Source organism: Thermomonospora umbrina (assembly GCF_003386555.1).
In the GTDB taxonomy this organism is placed as follows: Bacteria; Actinomycetota; Actinomycetes; order Streptosporangiales; family Streptosporangiaceae; genus Thermomonospora; species Thermomonospora umbrina.
The window spans coordinates 2,316,192-2,330,798 of record NZ_QTTT01000001.1; the positions used below are offsets into that span (position 1 = coordinate 2,316,192).

The window sequence follows — 14,607 nt, forward strand, 5'->3', positions numbered from 1 at the left end:
TCATGCCCCCATTCCCCCCAACCTGCACCGCCTCTTCGGCCGATGGGACGGCGGGCCATCAGTCCACGAGGCCCGCCGACCCGCCGAGCCTCCGGGCACGGGACGGTGAACCCGCGCGTGGCCGGGCCCGGAGTGGTCGGGCCCGGCCGGTGGGGCGGCGGGTCAGCAGTCCACGAGGTCCGGGGACTGGTTGAGCAGTTGGGCGCGGGGCGAGGTGAACCTCGCGTAGCGCTCGGCGTGGTCGGGGCCGTGCGGGGCGAAGGCGGCAACGCGGTGGCAGTTCTGGAAGGCCAGGCGGACTCCGAAGTGCCGTTCCAGGGCGCCCCGCATCGCGTCGCTGGCCAGGGCGCGCAGGAGTTGACCCCGGGCGGTCTCGTCCGGGGGCGGCACCTGGTTGTCGGCGAAGCCGTCGTCCGTCCCGTGGGAGCGGGCGGCCACGTCGCCGATCACCTCCCAGGCGTACGGGAGGGAGTCGCGCACGCAGGCCACGAACTCGTCCTCGGGCACCTCCCCTCGGCGGGCGCTCTCCAGCAGCCGGTCGCCGACCGTCAAGGACATGATCGTCTTCCCTTCTCGAACGAGCGGGGGCGGACGCCCACCGATGTGAGTGTCACATGGAAACGATATTCATTCCAGCGTCGTCGAGAGAAGATTCCCGCCGGCGGGCGCCCCGGGCTACTCAGCCCGAGCGCCGCTCGATTGAGTAGGGGATCCCGTCGACGTACTCAGGCGATCGCGCCGCCGCCGCCGCACAGTGGGCGCATGAACGCTCTCCAGCAGCTCAAGGGATCCACGGCCTTCTTCATCCAGTCCACGATCTCGTTCGCCGTCGCGACCGTCGGCGTCGGACTCGGGATCGCCTACCTGCCCGCGCCGCTCTGGATTCGGGCCTTCCTCGCGCTCGGCATGCTGTACGTCATCACCTCGACGTTCACGCTGGCCAAGGTCATCCGGGACCGCCAGGAGGCCACCGCCATGCTGAACCGCCCGGAACAGCCCGGACTGCAGTCCCCGCTCCCGCCGAACGCCCCCTATGTCGACGCCTCCGGAGGCGCCTGGGGGTGAGCCCCGCAAAGCCCTTTCGGGACCTCCGAAAACCCCCTCCAGAGCCCTCCGCACCCTCCCCGATCGATGATCGAACCAGTCCGCCCCAGGGCGTCCGCACACCGCGCGGGCGCCCTGAACACGTAGTGCGACCGAGGTCACAATCAGGCCACATGGCCGGACATCGTCGCAGGTAGACCCATGATCGGCGTTTTTCCGACACCTGTCGGACCCCCTCGGGCCACCCTCGCAATTTGCCCTCTTCACCCGATCATGGTTAGCGTCATCCCGTCCAGCGGCCGACTCAAATCGCCGAAAGACAACAGAAAAACGGTCAGCGATTTGCGGTGATCCGACCATTCCACCGCATTCACAGCCATCGCCGACCCGCCGCGTCCGTGCAGCCCAGAGGCACGGAGCCGGGAAACCCCCGCCGCATCGACGCGGTCTTGCGGGTGCAATTTCGCCGAACCAACGGACGGCTTCCACCGTCCGGCGCTTTCGGCTGCCCCGGTAGGCGTCACTCCCGAGGTCTGGAGCAATCCTGAATACCCCCCGTATCCTTCGCTGCACGCTGAGCGGAATCGCCTTGTGCGCCGCCGCCGCCCTGGGAACGACCGCCGCCGCAGCCACCCCGGCCGCAGCCGCGAAGCCACCGACGTCACTCTCCGTGGCCCCCCTGAAGCCCGTTGCAGCGCCCACCGCGCCGACCCCCGTCGACGTCGCCCCGGCCCCCCTGCGCACCAAGCTCACCAGGGCCCAAAAGCAGCGCCGACGCGCCTCCACCGCGGTCAAGTACGCCTACAAGCAGATCGGCGACCCGTACCGCTACGGCGCCACCGGCCCCGGCTCCTGGGACTGCTCCGGCCTCGCCGGCGGCTCCTGGCGCAAGGCCGGCGTCAAGCTCCCGCGGACCACGTACGCCATCTACGGCGCCGTGAAGCACAAGGTCAGGTACAGCAAGCTCAAGCCCGGCGACCTCCTCTTCTTCTACGGCGGTCGCAGCCACATGGGCATCTACGTGGGCAAGGGCTACATGATCCACGCCCCCAGCTCCGGGAAGCGCGTCCAGAAGGTCAAGCTGAGCTCCTACTACAAGGGCCAGTTCAACGGGGCCGTCCGCCCCGGCCTCTGACCGCACCACGGCGGCGCCGGGCCCGGGACACCCCGCCCCCGACCCGGCGCCGCCCTCCGCCCACCCCCCGGATACCACGGTGCGAACCCCCAGGCGATCTCGGTACCCTTGGCCTGCGGGTCGCTAGCTCAATTGGCAGAGCTCCGGACTTTTAATCCGTAGGTTCTGGGTTCGAGTCCCAGGCGACCCACCCTCACCGACCAGGGCGGACACCGGTTCCGGTGCCCGCCCCGATCTGTCTGCGGTTGCAGTCCGGGTTGCAGTCGACCTAGTTGATCATGCCCAGAGCGCATCCCCCATGCGCCCCACGGCAGCGGTGGTGAGCCCGTCGGTGGGCTGGGTGTAGCGACGGGTCGTGCTGAGCTGAGCGTGTCCCAGGATGCGCTGGATCACGTGGATGTCCACTCCCTGCTCCCCCAGCAGCGTCCCGGCGGTATGCCGGGCGTCGTGAAGCCGGTGAGCGTCGGCATCGATCCCGGCGGCCCGCAGCAGGTTTTTCCACGTTCCCCAGTCGGCCCGGCGGTCGTAGGGTCGTCCATCCGGGCGACACCAGACCAGGTCCCATTCCTCCCAGCCGTCGCTTGCTGATTTCCGCTCGGCGTCCTGCATCTCCTTCTGCTTCTTGAGGAGCGGCACGAGCTGGCGCGGGATGGGCACCTCTCGCTTGCGCTTGCCCTTGGGGCGGGCGAATTTCCATCCCCCGACGCGTAGCGGGCACGAGGGAGCATGCTCCTGGCAGTCAGGAGCGCAGAGCTTCGGGCAGTTGCCGTTGTGCTTCTTGCACCTCGATGGGCACTGTGCGAGGCAGATATGACGCCGTCCGGCGGTCCGCTTCGCCTTTGGGCAGTCCTTCGGGCACGGGTAACGGTGCAGCCGTTCACCGCACGCATGCGGGTCGTCGCAGCCGTGCCGGTACGTCGACCGCTTGAGTTGCCAGTGGACCTTGATGACTCCCCGGTCCAGATCGACGTACTTCCACCGGAGCCCCAGCGCCTCACCCTGGCGAAGCCCCAGCGACACGGCGACCGACCATCGCGTGCCGTTGCGCTGCTGCTCGACCAGCGCCAGGAGCCGGCGGGCCTGCTCGACCGTCAGCGGCTGGACTTCGGCGTCCTCGGCTTGCGGCGCGTCCACGAGGGTGCAGACATTGCGCGTGATGACCTCGCGCTGTGTGGCGACCTTGAGTGCCCGCGACAGGATGCGGTGAATCTGGAGCACGGTGTTGGGCGCGAGGCCCTCCTTCTCCAGATCGGTGTAGAAGGCGTCCAGGTGTTCCGGGCGCAACTGGTCGAGGCGGTGCTTGCCCAGCCGGGGGATGATCCACCGTGTGACCTTCGGGCGGTAGGTGCTGTCCATGGTGGACTGGTCGACCTTGCGGGCCGCGATCGTGTCCAGCCACGTCGTCATCCACTCGGCGACGGTCGGTACCCGCCCCGGCTTGCTGGTCTTTCCGGCGTCCCGCTTGGCCTCCAGATCCCGGACTTTGCGGGTGACCTCGGGCTCCGTTTTGGCCTTACGGTGCCGCCGGTCGGGTGAACCATCGGGCTTGACGCCCATGGTCACCCAACCGTGCCAGAGCCCGTCCGACTTGCTGAAGTAGATGGAAGATCGGCCGTTGGGCTTGCGCTTTCCCTGTGCCATGTTCAGGCGGCCTCTTCCGCTTCCTGCTCCAGCAGCGCGACGTATTCGGCGATGGCCGACGCGGGGATGAGCCGCGTACGTCCCTGCTTGACCGAGCGCAGACGGCCGTCGTTGACCAGTTGGTAGACGACGGTCCGGCTCAGGGACAGGATCTCCACGACATCGGGAATGCGGTACAGAGCCTTGTCCGGGCTCTCCCCAGACGCGGTCACGGTCTGCATGACGTGTGCAACTCCTTGAGGGTGAGGGGTCTTCGCCCTGGCGGATCGCTTGGCGGCTGTGCACCAGGGCGGACGGCGGTTCGTCGTGAGGGGGTAGCCGTACCAGCCGTACCAGCCTCGTTTTGGCTGTTCAGGACTGGTACGGCTTGGCGGGTGGTACGGCTTGAGCCGTACCAGGGACGGTGGCCGGTACGGCTTGAGCCGTACCGCGGTGTCAAGCCGTACCGGGGCTGACCTGCGGTGGGACGTCTGGTACGGCTGGTACGGCTACGCCGGGCAGGGTGAGCACGGTGGCGTCTGTGGTGGGCGGTGCGGGGTTGTCGTCGGGTGGGCAGTAGCGCGCCCATGCGTCGGTGAACGCTTCGCGCTGGTAGCCCTTGGCCTGCCCGATCGGCTGCGGGAATCGGATGGTGGTCGATCGGATGTCGTATTCGCGAAGCAAGGTGCCGAGTTTCATTGCGGTAAGTCCGTTGGGGCCGTAGTCGTGCCATGGGGCTTCGGGATCGGCCTTGAGGCGCTCCAGCAAGGCGGCAGTGGGCAGGGCGGTGTCTGCGCCGAACGCGGCCCGGCAGTCGGTCAGCAGCCGAAGCCGGGTGGAGGTCTCGCGGTTGTCGTCGGCGTCGGCGGTAAGGGCGAGTGCGGCAGCGCGGGCACGTTCGGGCCAGTGCCCTCCGGCATGGTCGGCGATGACGACGAGGGGTTCCCAGGTGTCGGCGGCGCGGTCCTCGACGGGCATGGCAGGCTCTGCAACCTCCAGAATTTCCAGGTCGGCGCGCAGCCACTGGTGGAGGTCGGCCGCGAGCTGGCGGAGGGCGGGGCGGTCGCGCTTGTGCCGGAAGGGCGCGACAGTTTCGCCGGGAGCGCGTCGGCGCATGCGGGCGATGACGGCGCGGTCTTCGATGGTGTCGGGCATGGCGCCGATGCCTGCGAGTGCGGCCATGGCGAAGGTGGGGATGGATTCGACGCGGCCGGTGTTGGCGTCGTAGCGCTTGGCGGGCCGGTTGCGCTGGTGTCCGGCGTTGAGCAGCCCTCGCAGATCCTCGTTGCCGTCTGCTTTGGGGCCGAAGATGGTGTCGGCTTCGTCCACGAGCATGGTGGGCGGGTCTTCGGAAATGGAGCGGTAGACCGCTGCGGTGCTGCTGTTGACGGTGATGAACGGGTCGTGGCAAGTCGCCTCGACGACGTCCAGCAGCCGGGATTTTCCGCATCGCTTCTCCGGTGCCCGGATCACCAGCCGCGGCGCGTGCGCCCAAGCGGGCTGAGCGTGGGTCGCGGCCACCCACAGAACCACAGCGTGGGCGGTGTGCTCGTTGGGCAGGATCACGTACCGCGTCAGGGCTGCCAGGAGCGCGTCCAGGAGGGCGGCGCCATCGTGGTCGGCGGGCTGGGCGTTCATGCGGCGGTCCTCTTGGTGATGGTGCGCGGGTTGCGGGTCCCGGCGGCCAGACCGGCGGTGATGGTCGCGGTGGCTTCGGCGGGGGTGAACGACCCGGATGCGAAGTGGACGCTGACGGCGTCAGTGAGGGCGACGCGGGCGAGGTCCTCGGGCAGGACATCGGCGGCCACCAGGCGACCGAGGTTGTAGGCGGCCTTGTTCAGGGCAAAGTTGCGTCCGCCGGGCTGAGCGTCGCGGACGCGCGCCGCTTCTTCCTTGAGTGCCGTCTGAACGTAGGCGTCCAGGTCTCCGACGCCGACAGAGGCACTCAAGGAGGGCGGCGCGGCTGGGCTGGTCAGCAGCTCGGTCAGCCAGTCCGGCAACGGCGCTGCCGGGGCGTTGTGAGTCACCGTGTAGGGACCGGTGCCGTCCGGCAGGTCCACGAAGCTCCCGGGACCAACGACGTAGCCACCGTGAGCACGGGTGTCGATGCACCACCCCAGCCCCTTGCCCTTGCTCCCAGCGGTGTTGCGGAGCTGAACGCGGTCGGGTGCGGTGAAGTACAGGTGCATCCCGCCGCGTCTGGTCTTGACGGTGAACGTTTCGAACGGGAACGGCTGGCCATGGCGCTCGCACAGCAGGGCGAACGCGTCGGCGCCGTTGTTCACCCCGGGCATCGTCCACTCGGGCGGCACGGTCTCGCCGGGCTTGGGCAGGTCCAGGTCGATGACGATCAGCCCGGACGGGCCGGTCGCAATGCCGACGTTGAAGCGGGACCGCGACCACATCGCCCGGATGCGCGCGGGGTCGGTGGTGGCCTTGCGCTCCCAGTCGGTGAACCCGGATGCGGGCGGCTTGCCGCCCGGAGTGAGGGGAAAGACGCGCCATCCTCGCCGAACAGCGGCGAGCGCGAAGGCGCCGGGATGGGTGTCGCGGCCCGTCATGCGACCTTCCTCTCAGTGAGAGCGTGAGCGAGTGCGTTGCCGATGTGGCGGGTGTAGGCGGGGGGTATGGCCTGGCGGCCTTCGATGTTGGTCATCCAGGTGCAGCCCATGGCGTCGGCGAACGCGCGTTCGTGCTTGTGGCCGAAGGGGACCAGGTCGCGGTTGCGGTAGCACCGGCAGGGCGGAAGGAGGCTGTAGGAGGACCAGTTGCCGACCTGGAAGATGCGGTGACGGCGGACGCGCAGCCCGAACTGAGTGCCGCACAACAGGTAGTCGGGTGTGAGCTGGTCAGCGGCTTCGGGCACGTTCTCCACCACCCAGGGGACTGACAGGTGCTCCAGTGCCCGCAGAGTGGGGCTGAGCGTGTCGGGGTGGTCGTCGCGGTTGCCGCGCCAAGCGGTCACCCTGGCCTTGCGTTGACAGGTCGGACTCGCATGGACCGCGTCGAATCCCGCCAGGAAGACCGGATCGCCGAGCACCTCCAAGGCGTCCGCCTGGACGAAGGTGAACGGATACCGGGGCTGGGGACGGATGTCCACGCCGGTGACCTCGAACCCCGCCAGCCGGTACCCCACAGCGGCACCACCGGCGCAGCAGAACAGGTCCAGCAACCGCATCCCGTTCACCGGAACGGCCAGCGCTGCCGACACGGACACATCTACCGCAACGGCAACGGCAGCACGAGGCGTCGTGATCATGCGGCACGCACCTCCCAGTCGGTCAGGCAGTCCAGGCACATTCCGTAGCGAGTCGGCAGGACGTAGCCGGCGTCGGTGCGGCAGCGCGGGCAGATGCGGCGCGCCTTGAGCGCCTTGGCCAAGGCGGCGAGCTGGGCCGGGGTCGGGATGCGCTTGGGTAGCGCCAGGCGCACGTCGTACAGATAGGCGACGCGGATGCCGCCGGTTCGGCGGGCGCGGCGCGAGCGCCACATGATCTGTCCGGCGATGTCCTGCCCGCCGGGGCGCAGTCCGGCGGCGGCGAGCTGGCGGCGGGTGGCCAGATGGGGCGGGGCCATGCGCCACGGCCAAGTGGGGACGCCGTGCCGCTCGCCGGTGGGGTCCATGAACGCGTCAGCGCGCAACACCCGGGTCACCGCGCGGACCCTTCGAACTTCCCTGAGTCGGGGCAGCGGCCGGACCCGCCGCACGCGGGGCAGGAACGGTGGCGCCAGATCGGTGGGGCGACGCCGGCGGTGTCCCATCGGGCGTCGGCGGCGGCGAGCACGGCCAGACGCGACCAGCCCAGCGGGACGCAGACCCGCCCGCCGGTGACCGCGAACGGAGCGGCGGCGATGGTGAACGCACCCAACCCGGGAATCTTGACGTTCTCACCGGGGAGGAGTGCGTCGGTGGTCTTCACCGCCTGTATGAGGGTGTGGTCCTTCGGCAGGGCGGTGGCGGCCTGCCTCGGTCGGTCGGTGGACATGGGGCAGATACCTCCTGAGGAGAGCAGAGGTCCGGCGGATTGCTGGCGGCTGTGCGCCGAGCCTCTGAGTGATTTCGGTGGGGAGCTACGGCACGGCGGGCGTTGCGCCGGAGCTGTCCGTGTCGGCGTCGAGCAGGTACAGGTCGAAGTAGCGGCGGGCGCCGGAGCCTCAGCGGTTGGGGTAGGCGGGCGAGATCTCGCCGACCTGGCAGCGGCCCTCCGACAGGGCCGGCAGCAGGCGGGCGAGCAAGTCCGCAACCGCTCCGGCGTCGTCGCCGTCGCCGTCGCCGGACAGGCGGACCTTCACCACTCGGATCTTGGGAGTCTTCACGCGGAACTCCTTCGGGTCGCGGGGCCGTGACAGGGGTCTGGTGTCACGGCCGGGGGTTGGGGGTGGGAGTTACAGGTCAGAGGGGGTGTGACGCCGTGACGGCGGCCCCGTGACAGGTGACGTGACGGAGGTGCGTGACACGCGCGTGACAAGATCATTTGGGCGTGTGGGCGCCACCCACGCGCAGCCGCACGAGGGTCGGCCGGTGTCACAGAGCCGCCCCCGCGAAGCGTCGTCAGGCGGCGCGTTGGTGGTCGTCGTGGTCGAGCGGCGACAGGTCGGTGATGGTGTAGGTGGTCGAGCTGCCGGAGCGCCCGATGGTGAGGACGCCACGGTCGGTCAGGTCGCGAAGGATCTTGTAGGTCCAAGCGCGCCCGTTGCCGGTCTGGCGGCGGACGGTGGTCAGCTCGTCGTCGCTGGCGGTGAACGTCGGCTGGCCGACCTGGTGGCGGTGGCGAAGCCAGTCGTAGACCAGGGCGCGAGCCTGGAGCGGCGGGAGCTTCTCCGGGGCGGCGGAAGTCCGCATGTGGTCGGCTTCCTCGGCGGTCGGCTCCTGGACTGGGGTGTCGGGCCCGGCGGTGATAGAAGGGTCCGGGTCGTCGGTCCGCAGGGCGGCGGCCACCGGGTCGCCGTCTTCGCGCAGTTGCTCGACGATGCTCGAAGCAGCGCGGTCGTCCGCCGGGACGAGCACGGGGCGGTTGTCGGAGTCCGGTGCCGGCGGCCCGACAACGCCCTTGCGCTCCAACGCTTCGAGGACGCGCAAGCAGTCTTCCCAACTGGCTCGCAGCGTTCGCTGAAGCAGCGCTGGGGACGCCTGCTGAGCACGGATGACCAACTCGGCAGCGTCACCCAGCAGTTCGGCGAACCCGGCGGCGAAGTCGTCGTGCTGGACCTCATCCGCAACGGGCAGAGGCAACGGCACCCGACCAGCCGGAGCGGCCGGGATGCGCGCCAGGGCTGCGGTGAAGTCATCCACGCTCTTGGCAGCGGCGGGCCACTGGGCCGCGTGGGCGGCCATGGCGCCGTTCGCCTCGCGGCTGTCGCGGCCCCAGGAGAACGTACGGAGCGGCATGGCGTAGTGCGTGCTGCGGACGGACTTGCCGTCGAGGTAGGCCATGCCGGGGTGGTGGTTCTCCCACTCGTGCGGCTCGACGTCGGCCTTGCGCTGCCGTGCCGACACACCGAACTTGACGTCGTCCGGGTCGGACAGGCCGAAGCACATCTTCGCCATCTGCGACCGGATCAGCGTCGGGATCTGGGTGAAGTCGGCCCGCTGAAGGGACAGGATGACGCTGCCACCGGCGGACCGGATCTCCTTGAGGATCTCCGCAAGGCGTTCTTCGTCCTCGCCACCGAGGTCGTTGAACAGCTTGGGGATCTCCTCGATGTGCAGGTACCAGTGGGTGAGCCCGCAGCCAGGCTCCCACGCCTGGTAGCCGCGGGCTGCAAGCCACTTCGTACGCTCGGGAATTGCCGCGTGCATGGCCCGGATCAGGTCCACAGCGCCGGCCTTGGTCGTCTCGAACCGGTGCAGCCCTTCCCGTAGCGGCCCCATGGTCTGGTCGTCTTTGGACACGTCGATGCTGAACACGGCGGCATCGGTACGGGTGATGATCTCGGCCACGAAATTCCAGGCCCCGCCGATCGACTTCCCGCTGCCGGTCATGCCCATGATCTGCAAGTGCTGGCCGACCAAGCGGTACTCGACGTCGTCCCCGTCCTGGTAGACACCGATCCGCAGCGGCTTGTCGATCGACCCACCCGGGTGCGAAGGACCCGGCCACGGGATCGGCTTCCGGATCGCCCGAGGGTCGGAGATGGTCATGTGTGCGCGGTCGGCGCGGTCCTCGTCCCGCGAGATGATCACGGAGCCCGGCGGGAGCTGCATCCCGGACTCGATCCGATCCGTCGCCTTGATCGCCTCATCGGCGGTCTTCTCACCGGGCGGGAGCTGCATCCGGCCCTTGACCTTGTGCTCGGTCACCTCGGTCGCCCGGACCCGAGCACCCTTGAGCCCGGCCTGCTCCTTGGCCCGCTCGAACAGGGAGGACAGCGCGTCGCCGTGCCCGCTGTCGTCCCCACCGGCCATGCGGATGACGGTGCGGAGGTTCCACGAGACGGCCAGCGTCGCCCCGCCGTAGAACAGCACGCCGCTGGTCACCGGGGCGTCAACGCCCGTGATGGTGGCCAGGGTGAACCACGACGTCGTCGCGGCCGTGGTGGCGGTCGCGTGCAGACGGCCGATCAGACGGCGTTGGTGGGTTACCGCCCACGTCAGCCCGGTCAGCAGCGTCGAACCCAGCGTGCAGCCGACAGCGGCCCACGTGACCGCCGGTGCGGTGCCCCAGAGCGCGTGAGACAACGCGCCGCCGGCGGCTTCGACACCGAGAATCGCCCACGGCGGGACCAGCACGCCGACCTTGCTCACGGCCGACACCGCGACGCGTTCCATGGTCGCGTCCTGCACGAGCTGGAGGCTCTGCGTCTTGCGTGCCATCAGAGATCGACCTTCCCCTTGTACTCGCTGCGCTTGCCGGACCGCTGCTCGTTCATCGCCTCCAAGAACTCCTGGCGGAACTGCACGTTGAACTTGACCGCCTCGGCGCTGACGCCCTGCACCAGCTCGCGTGCCTCACGCAGGTGCCGCGACACCCACCACGCCCGAGCGCGGATGTCCACACCACGCAACAGCGGGTGGCCCTTCAACTGCCCCATGGCGGCTTCGGCGGCGGACTCAGCGGCGTCCAGCTCGCGGGCGAGATCGTGCGCGAACCGCTGCGTGGCCTTGGCGTACGCGGCGACCGTCGCGGGGACCTTGCCGCGGAACTCGATCCCCGCGATTTCGTCCAACCGCTTCTGTCCCGATCCCATCGGTGATGACCTCCTTGTGTTCGGGTGGGCGGCCCGCCCGTGCAGCGGGCCGCCCGTTGGGGATTACGGAAGGAAGTGCTTGCGGTAGCTGCGGTGGAAGCTGTCGCCCTTTGCGGCCATCGAGCGCGCCAGCTCCTGCGCACGCTTGAGCCGCTTGGCGACCCGGCGGGCCCGGACCTTGGAGTCCAGCCCGAACAGCAGCACGTGGCCCTTCATGCTCGACATCGCAGCCTCGGCGTCGACGGCGGCGATCTCCAGTTCGGTCGCCCACCGATCGCCGATCTCCTCGAGCGCCCGCCCGTACGCCAGGAACGCGGCACCCAAGGAGCCGGTGAACTCGACGTTCGACAACTCGGTGATGTTGCGGCTCATCGCCGGACCTCCCGTTCGGATTGGTCGTCGTCTTCGATCACGTCGGCGTCGATGGCTCCCACCCGTCCGGCCCGGTACTCGTCGGCGAGTACGGCGGCCAGGCTGCGCAGCAGCGGGACGAGCGGACGGACGCCGATCAGTGCGGTCAGCAGCGCATCAACCGCCGTCACCAGCAGCAGCGCCACAGCCAGCAGGCCCCGCAGGACCGGCCGCATGCGCGCCCAGCGGCCCGAACGGGGCCGGTCCTGTGCCTGCTCCGGGAGGGCAGCCGTGGTCATCGGTGGGTCCGCCACACGATCGGAGACCGCAGCCGCGGCTTCCTGGTCACGGTCATCAGCACTCCACCGGCGAAGCCGAACGCGACCAGACCGACGGTCACCGCCGTCCAGGCCGGAGCACCAAAGACCTCGAACATCAGCAGGTAGAGCGCACCGCCGACACATCCGGCCAGCATCAGCCGGTCGATCAGCGTCAGCTTCGAGCGGCGGCCCTGGCGGGACCGAGTCGGAGTACCGGTCCGACGAGTCATGAGGGGATTCCTCTCCGTGGGAACCTGGCCCCGGGCCGGCTGCGAGGTCAGCCCAGGGCAAGGGGGGCGTCACTGGCTGGACTGGATCTCGCGGCGGTGCCGCTTGACGGTAGACGCGCTCAGACCGAGCGCCTCGGCGATCTGTCGTGTCTGCGCGTCCGGGTTCTGGCTGAGGTAGTCAGCGACTCGCTGACGGGTGTTCTGGCCCGCGATTCGACGCGCCGTGACGGCCGATGTGACCCGATCCGCGTCCTCGCTTCCGATGGGTCGTACGGGCTGGTCGGCGTCGATTTGGACGGGTCCGGTCACCGGGTCGGCGGCGGGCTGGTCGGGGGCGTTGGCCGAACGATGCGGCCCACCCGAGTCGGGGTCCGGCACCGACGATGTGACCGCCCCATCCGGCGGGTCCTGGTCGGCCAGGAACGCGGCCACCTGCTCAACCGTGACCCTGCCCTGCTCACTCACCCACAGCTCTGGATCGGCCGGGCTGGTTGGAATCTCGTCCCACCGCGCGTAACCGTCGGATTCCCTCGGATCGGAGACGGTGATGCGGGCAAGCTCCGACGCCTCGGCGGCCGGTTCCTCGTGCCCCATGGCGACCGCGCGCAGCCCGGCTTCGTCGGCGCCGGTCACCTTCACCGCCTGGTCGCGCATGGCCGTCGCGCTGGCGTCCGCGATCACGTACGACAGCAGTGAGAACGCCGCCGCACCCACCGAACAGGCGATGCCGACCAGGCCGGCGCCGAACGCGTTCGCTACCACCGACGCCAGCAGCGGCCCCAGCATGAGCACCCACAGGACCTTGTTCTGCCAGCCGACCACCTTCCCGCCGTGCTGGGCCAGGTGCGACCTGTAGAGAACGACGGCCGTGGTCAGGCCGGTCATGCCGACCTCTGCCACCCACCCGGCCAACGCCGGGGCGGCCAGCTTCTCGGCCAGCCGGGCGACTCCGGACGCCGAGCCCGCCGACAGCGCCAGCGAAGCAGCCAGCGACGCGGCAAGGAACCGGGACCGCCCGGTGTGCAGCGCCAGCACCGAACGCGCCGGGCTCGACGTCTCGCGGGCGGCCTGGAGTGCCTCCAACGCCTTCTCCGCGTGGGAAGCACGGCGGTCGGCCACCCGGTGACGGCGGACGGAACGGGCGTGCTCGGCGTCCAGGGTCCGCCGGTGCTGCTCGTCCCGCAGCCCATCGGCGTGAGCCCGGACGGCGGGATTCGTACGCGGGTCCGCGAGCCTGTTCTGACCCGCGATGGATGCCAACTCGGCGGCCTGCGCGGTCTGCTGCTGGACAGCCACCACGACCGACTCAGCGGGAGTCGCGTTGTTCCCCCTGCGCTTCATCGGCCCTCACCGCCGTTCGGGACGAGTCGGTTGGGCTCCAGCGACCAGAAGAGAACGCTCGGGGTCGACGGTGCGTCGAGGCTTTTCACGACCTGCCCCATGACCCACTCGTACGCCTCCTGCCGGGTGGCGCGGGTGTTGGCCTGGATGGTGCCGGTGGCCGTGTATGTGGCGAACCCGCCGGGTCCGATCGGCCACTGAACGGTGACGACGTAGTGGAATTCGGTGGTCTCGGCCGATGCGGTCATCGCTTTCCACCACCGTTCTTGGCGTCGTGGGCGTCCCGGATGGTCTTGGACTCACCGCCGGGCCACATGCCCTTGGTCGACGTCTGCGCGGTGCCGCTTCCGCTGTCCCGGGTGCTCACCGGCTCTCACCGCCGTTCAGCAGCCCATCGGCCTGGTGAACCAGCGTCGACGTCCGGCTGTGGTGGGGGCACGGCTCGGACTCGACCGGCATCCCGCAGACGTGCCGACTGCCGACGTCCACACCGGGCTCGTTTTCGGCGGCGGGACCGGCGTACACGTATCCGCCCGGCGGAACCGAGCTGTCCCCCACCTCACCGCGATCGGCGGCCCCACTGCCGGCCACGGAGTCGTCAGCGGCGACCTGGACATTGGTCTCGTACGACTGGCGGGCCTGGTGGGCGGCGTACTGGGCGTCGTACATGCGGGAGAAGCCGTACTCGATACCGCCGACCACGAACTTGATGCCCCGGCCATTGCCGGTGTCGCGCCGCTGGAACGGCACACCGGCGGCCGTCAGCGCCGCCGCCGCACGGTCGATCACCTCGAACGCCTCGGTCTCGCTGCTGCCCAGGGCAAAGCTGATGCTGCCGTGGTCGTAGACGGGGATGTCGGGGTGGACCTCCAACAGGTCCGCCAGCTCCCGGAGCCCGGCGATCTGGCCCGCACGGGACGTGTCCCGCGCCAACCACAACGCGTCGTACTCGTTTCCGAAGTCCGTCATGATGGGTCTACCTCCTTGAGGGGTGGCCCCGGTGGATTGCTTGGCGGCTGTGCACCGGGGTCCTTTGCTTTTCAGGCGACGTCAGCGGCCAGGACCGGCGATGCGGCCTCGGCGGCGTTCTCCTGAGCGATCCGGGCGGCCAGCGCCTTGGCGGACGCGTACGAGATGAACAGCCGTCGGGCGATGTCGGTGGCGTTGCCGCCCGCGGCGAGGATGCGCGCGGCGGCCAGCTCCCGCTCGGTCCGGGTGAGCGCGACCTGGCGGGTACCGGCGGCGGCGACCTCGACGGCGATCTCGTCCACGATGCCGTCCTCCGGCAGCAGCCACCGGACGAACTGTCCGATGCTGCCGCTGCGGCGGCCGGTGTCGGTGAGCGGAACCCGCTCGGATGACTGGCTCACGATGAGCA

General features: G+C 69.7%; 21 protein-coding genes and 1 tRNA gene. 3 read left to right on the forward strand and 19 right to left on the reverse strand.

Going from position 1 to position 14,607, the window contains the following annotated elements; translation table 11 throughout:
- Positions 1-162: 162 nt before the first annotated feature.
- Positions 163-558 carry an SCO5389 family protein gene (locus DFJ69_RS10135; RefSeq protein ID WP_116022243.1) on the reverse strand — a complete coding sequence of 132 codons (396 nt, stop codon included), beginning with the start codon at positions 556-558 and terminating at the stop codon, positions 163-165.
- 204 nt (positions 559-762) lie between these two features.
- Between DFJ69_RS10135 and DFJ69_RS10140 the strand changes: the two genes are divergently transcribed.
- The 3 genes from DFJ69_RS10140 to DFJ69_RS10150 all read left to right on the forward strand — a co-directional run bounded on the left by DFJ69_RS10140 (position 763) and on the right by DFJ69_RS10150 (position 2,369).
- Positions 763-1,065: a YiaA/YiaB family inner membrane protein gene (locus tag DFJ69_RS10140; RefSeq protein ID WP_116022244.1), complete on the forward strand. Its 303-nt coding sequence runs from the start codon at positions 763-765 to the stop codon at positions 1,063-1,065.
- A 649-nt stretch (positions 1,066-1,714) separates the two neighbouring features.
- Positions 1,715-2,179 carry a C40 family peptidase gene (locus DFJ69_RS10145; RefSeq protein WP_116022245.1) on the forward strand — a complete coding sequence of 155 codons (465 nt, stop codon included), beginning with the start codon at positions 1,715-1,717 and terminating at the stop codon, positions 2,177-2,179.
- 117 nt (positions 2,180-2,296) lie between these two features.
- A tRNA-Lys gene (locus tag DFJ69_RS10150) sits at positions 2,297-2,369 on the forward strand.
- Between the two features lie 86 nt (positions 2,370-2,455).
- Here DFJ69_RS10150 and DFJ69_RS10155 read toward each other — a convergent pair.
- The 18 genes from DFJ69_RS10155 to DFJ69_RS10230 form a co-directional block, all read right to left on the reverse strand.
- A complete protein-coding gene (locus tag DFJ69_RS10155) occupies positions 2,456-3,820 on the reverse strand; it encodes a tyrosine-type recombinase/integrase (RefSeq protein WP_116022246.1) in 1,365 nt (454 codons plus the stop codon).
- Between the two features lie 2 nt (positions 3,821-3,822).
- The gene (locus tag DFJ69_RS10160) at positions 3,823-4,041 is read right to left on the reverse strand and encodes a helix-turn-helix domain-containing protein (RefSeq protein ID WP_116022247.1); all 219 of its coding nucleotides are present in this window, start codon (positions 4,039-4,041) and stop codon (positions 3,823-3,825) included.
- Positions 4,042-4,255: 214 nt separating this feature from the next.
- On the reverse strand, positions 4,256-5,437 hold the full coding sequence (locus DFJ69_RS10165; RefSeq protein WP_116022248.1) for a DUF3631 domain-containing protein: 1,182 nt from the start codon (positions 5,435-5,437) through the stop codon (positions 4,256-4,258).
- Positions 5,434-6,360 carry a bifunctional DNA primase/polymerase gene (locus DFJ69_RS10170; RefSeq protein WP_116022249.1) on the reverse strand — a complete coding sequence of 309 codons (927 nt, stop codon included), beginning with the start codon at positions 6,358-6,360 and terminating at the stop codon, positions 5,434-5,436. Before DFJ69_RS10170 ends, DFJ69_RS10165 begins: the two co-directional genes overlap by 4 nt.
- Positions 6,357-7,010 carry a DNA cytosine methyltransferase gene (locus DFJ69_RS10175; protein WP_211328572.1) on the reverse strand — a complete coding sequence of 218 codons (654 nt, stop codon included), beginning with the start codon at positions 7,008-7,010 and terminating at the stop codon, positions 6,357-6,359. Before DFJ69_RS10175 ends, DFJ69_RS10170 begins: the two co-directional genes overlap by 4 nt.
- A gap of 44 nt (positions 7,011-7,054) precedes the next feature.
- Positions 7,055-7,444, reverse strand: a complete 390-nt coding sequence (locus DFJ69_RS10180; protein ID WP_245974226.1) for an RRQRL motif-containing zinc-binding protein — start codon at positions 7,442-7,444, stop codon at positions 7,055-7,057.
- Between the two features lie 5 nt (positions 7,445-7,449).
- On the reverse strand, positions 7,450-7,785 hold the full coding sequence (locus DFJ69_RS10185) for a hypothetical protein (RefSeq protein ID WP_116022251.1): 336 nt from the start codon (positions 7,783-7,785) through the stop codon (positions 7,450-7,452).
- Positions 7,786-7,954: 169 nt separating this feature from the next.
- Complete coding sequence (locus DFJ69_RS34220) at positions 7,955-8,116, reverse strand: hypothetical protein (RefSeq protein WP_170177600.1); 162 nt, start codon at positions 8,114-8,116, stop codon at positions 7,955-7,957.
- Positions 8,117-8,351: 235 nt separating this feature from the next.
- Positions 8,352-10,613, reverse strand: a complete 2,262-nt coding sequence (locus DFJ69_RS10190) for a DNA translocase FtsK (RefSeq protein WP_116022252.1) — start codon at positions 10,611-10,613, stop codon at positions 8,352-8,354.
- Positions 10,613-10,987, reverse strand: a complete 375-nt coding sequence (locus DFJ69_RS10195; protein ID WP_116022253.1) for a hypothetical protein — start codon at positions 10,985-10,987, stop codon at positions 10,613-10,615. The genes DFJ69_RS10190 and DFJ69_RS10195 overlap by 1 nt, the downstream gene beginning before the upstream one ends.
- Positions 10,988-11,050: 63 nt before the next feature.
- Entirely contained in the window at positions 11,051-11,359 is a 309-nt protein-coding gene (locus DFJ69_RS10200; RefSeq protein WP_116022254.1) for a hypothetical protein, read from the reverse strand.
- The gene (locus DFJ69_RS10205; RefSeq protein ID WP_116022255.1) at positions 11,356-11,637 is read right to left on the reverse strand and encodes a hypothetical protein; all 282 of its coding nucleotides are present in this window, start codon (positions 11,635-11,637) and stop codon (positions 11,356-11,358) included. The genes DFJ69_RS10200 and DFJ69_RS10205 overlap by 4 nt, the downstream gene beginning before the upstream one ends.
- On the reverse strand, positions 11,634-11,888 hold the full coding sequence (locus DFJ69_RS10210) for a hypothetical protein (RefSeq protein ID WP_116022256.1): 255 nt from the start codon (positions 11,886-11,888) through the stop codon (positions 11,634-11,636). The genes DFJ69_RS10205 and DFJ69_RS10210 overlap by 4 nt, the downstream gene beginning before the upstream one ends.
- Positions 11,889-11,957: 69 nt before the next feature.
- A complete protein-coding gene (locus DFJ69_RS10215) occupies positions 11,958-13,187 on the reverse strand; it encodes a winged helix-turn-helix domain-containing protein (protein WP_170177601.1) in 1,230 nt (409 codons plus the stop codon).
- A 38-nt stretch (positions 13,188-13,225) separates the two neighbouring features.
- Complete coding sequence (locus DFJ69_RS10220) at positions 13,226-13,477, reverse strand: hypothetical protein (protein WP_116022258.1); 252 nt, start codon at positions 13,475-13,477, stop codon at positions 13,226-13,228.
- On the reverse strand, positions 13,474-13,596 hold the full coding sequence (locus DFJ69_RS36130) for a hypothetical protein (RefSeq protein ID WP_281275831.1): 123 nt from the start codon (positions 13,594-13,596) through the stop codon (positions 13,474-13,476). The genes DFJ69_RS10220 and DFJ69_RS36130 overlap by 4 nt, the downstream gene beginning before the upstream one ends.
- Complete coding sequence (locus DFJ69_RS10225) at positions 13,593-14,198, reverse strand: hypothetical protein (protein WP_116022259.1); 606 nt, start codon at positions 14,196-14,198, stop codon at positions 13,593-13,595. Before DFJ69_RS10225 ends, DFJ69_RS36130 begins: the two co-directional genes overlap by 4 nt.
- A 71-nt stretch (positions 14,199-14,269) precedes the next feature.
- The gene (locus tag DFJ69_RS10230; RefSeq protein WP_147312262.1) at positions 14,270-14,599 is read right to left on the reverse strand and encodes a hypothetical protein; all 330 of its coding nucleotides are present in this window, start codon (positions 14,597-14,599) and stop codon (positions 14,270-14,272) included.
- Positions 14,600-14,607 lie beyond the last annotated feature (8 nt).

Bases quoted from the DNA above. Each gene is read 5' to 3' on its own strand.
- DFJ69_RS10165 (WP_116022248.1), bottom strand. From the start codon at position 5,437: ATGAACGCCCAGCCCGCCGACCACGATGGCGCCGCCCTCCTGGACGCG.
- DFJ69_RS10185 (WP_116022251.1), bottom strand. From the start codon at position 7,785: ATGTCCACCGACCGACCGAGGCAGGCCGCCACCGCCCTGCCGAAGGAC.
- DFJ69_RS10225 (WP_116022259.1), bottom strand. From the start codon at position 14,198: ATGACGGACTTCGGAAACGAGTACGACGCGTTGTGGTTGGCGCGGGAC.
- DFJ69_RS10140 (WP_116022244.1), top strand. From the start codon at position 763: ATGAACGCTCTCCAGCAGCTCAAGGGATCCACGGCCTTCTTCATCCAG.
- DFJ69_RS10220 (WP_116022258.1), bottom strand. From the start codon at position 13,477: ATGACCGCATCGGCCGAGACCACCGAATTCCACTACGTCGTCACCGTT.
- DFJ69_RS10135 (WP_116022243.1), bottom strand. From the start codon at position 558: ATGTCCTTGACGGTCGGCGACCGGCTGCTGGAGAGCGCCCGCCGAGGG.
- DFJ69_RS10210 (WP_116022256.1), bottom strand. From the start codon at position 11,888: ATGACTCGTCGGACCGGTACTCCGACTCGGTCCCGCCAGGGCCGCCGC.
- DFJ69_RS10205 (WP_116022255.1), bottom strand. From the start codon at position 11,637: ATGACCACGGCTGCCCTCCCGGAGCAGGCACAGGACCGGCCCCGTTCG.
- DFJ69_RS10190 (WP_116022252.1), bottom strand. From the start codon at position 10,613: ATGGCACGCAAGACGCAGAGCCTCCAGCTCGTGCAGGACGCGACCATG.
- DFJ69_RS10155 (WP_116022246.1), bottom strand. From the start codon at position 3,820: ATGGCACAGGGAAAGCGCAAGCCCAACGGCCGATCTTCCATCTACTTC.
- DFJ69_RS10160 (WP_116022247.1), bottom strand. From the start codon at position 4,041: ATGCAGACCGTGACCGCGTCTGGGGAGAGCCCGGACAAGGCTCTGTAC.
- DFJ69_RS10200 (WP_116022254.1), bottom strand. From the start codon at position 11,359: ATGAGCCGCAACATCACCGAGTTGTCGAACGTCGAGTTCACCGGCTCC.
- DFJ69_RS10195 (WP_116022253.1), bottom strand. From the start codon at position 10,987: ATGGGATCGGGACAGAAGCGGTTGGACGAAATCGCGGGGATCGAGTTC.
- DFJ69_RS10170 (WP_116022249.1), bottom strand. From the start codon at position 6,360: ATGACGGGCCGCGACACCCATCCCGGCGCCTTCGCGCTCGCCGCTGTT.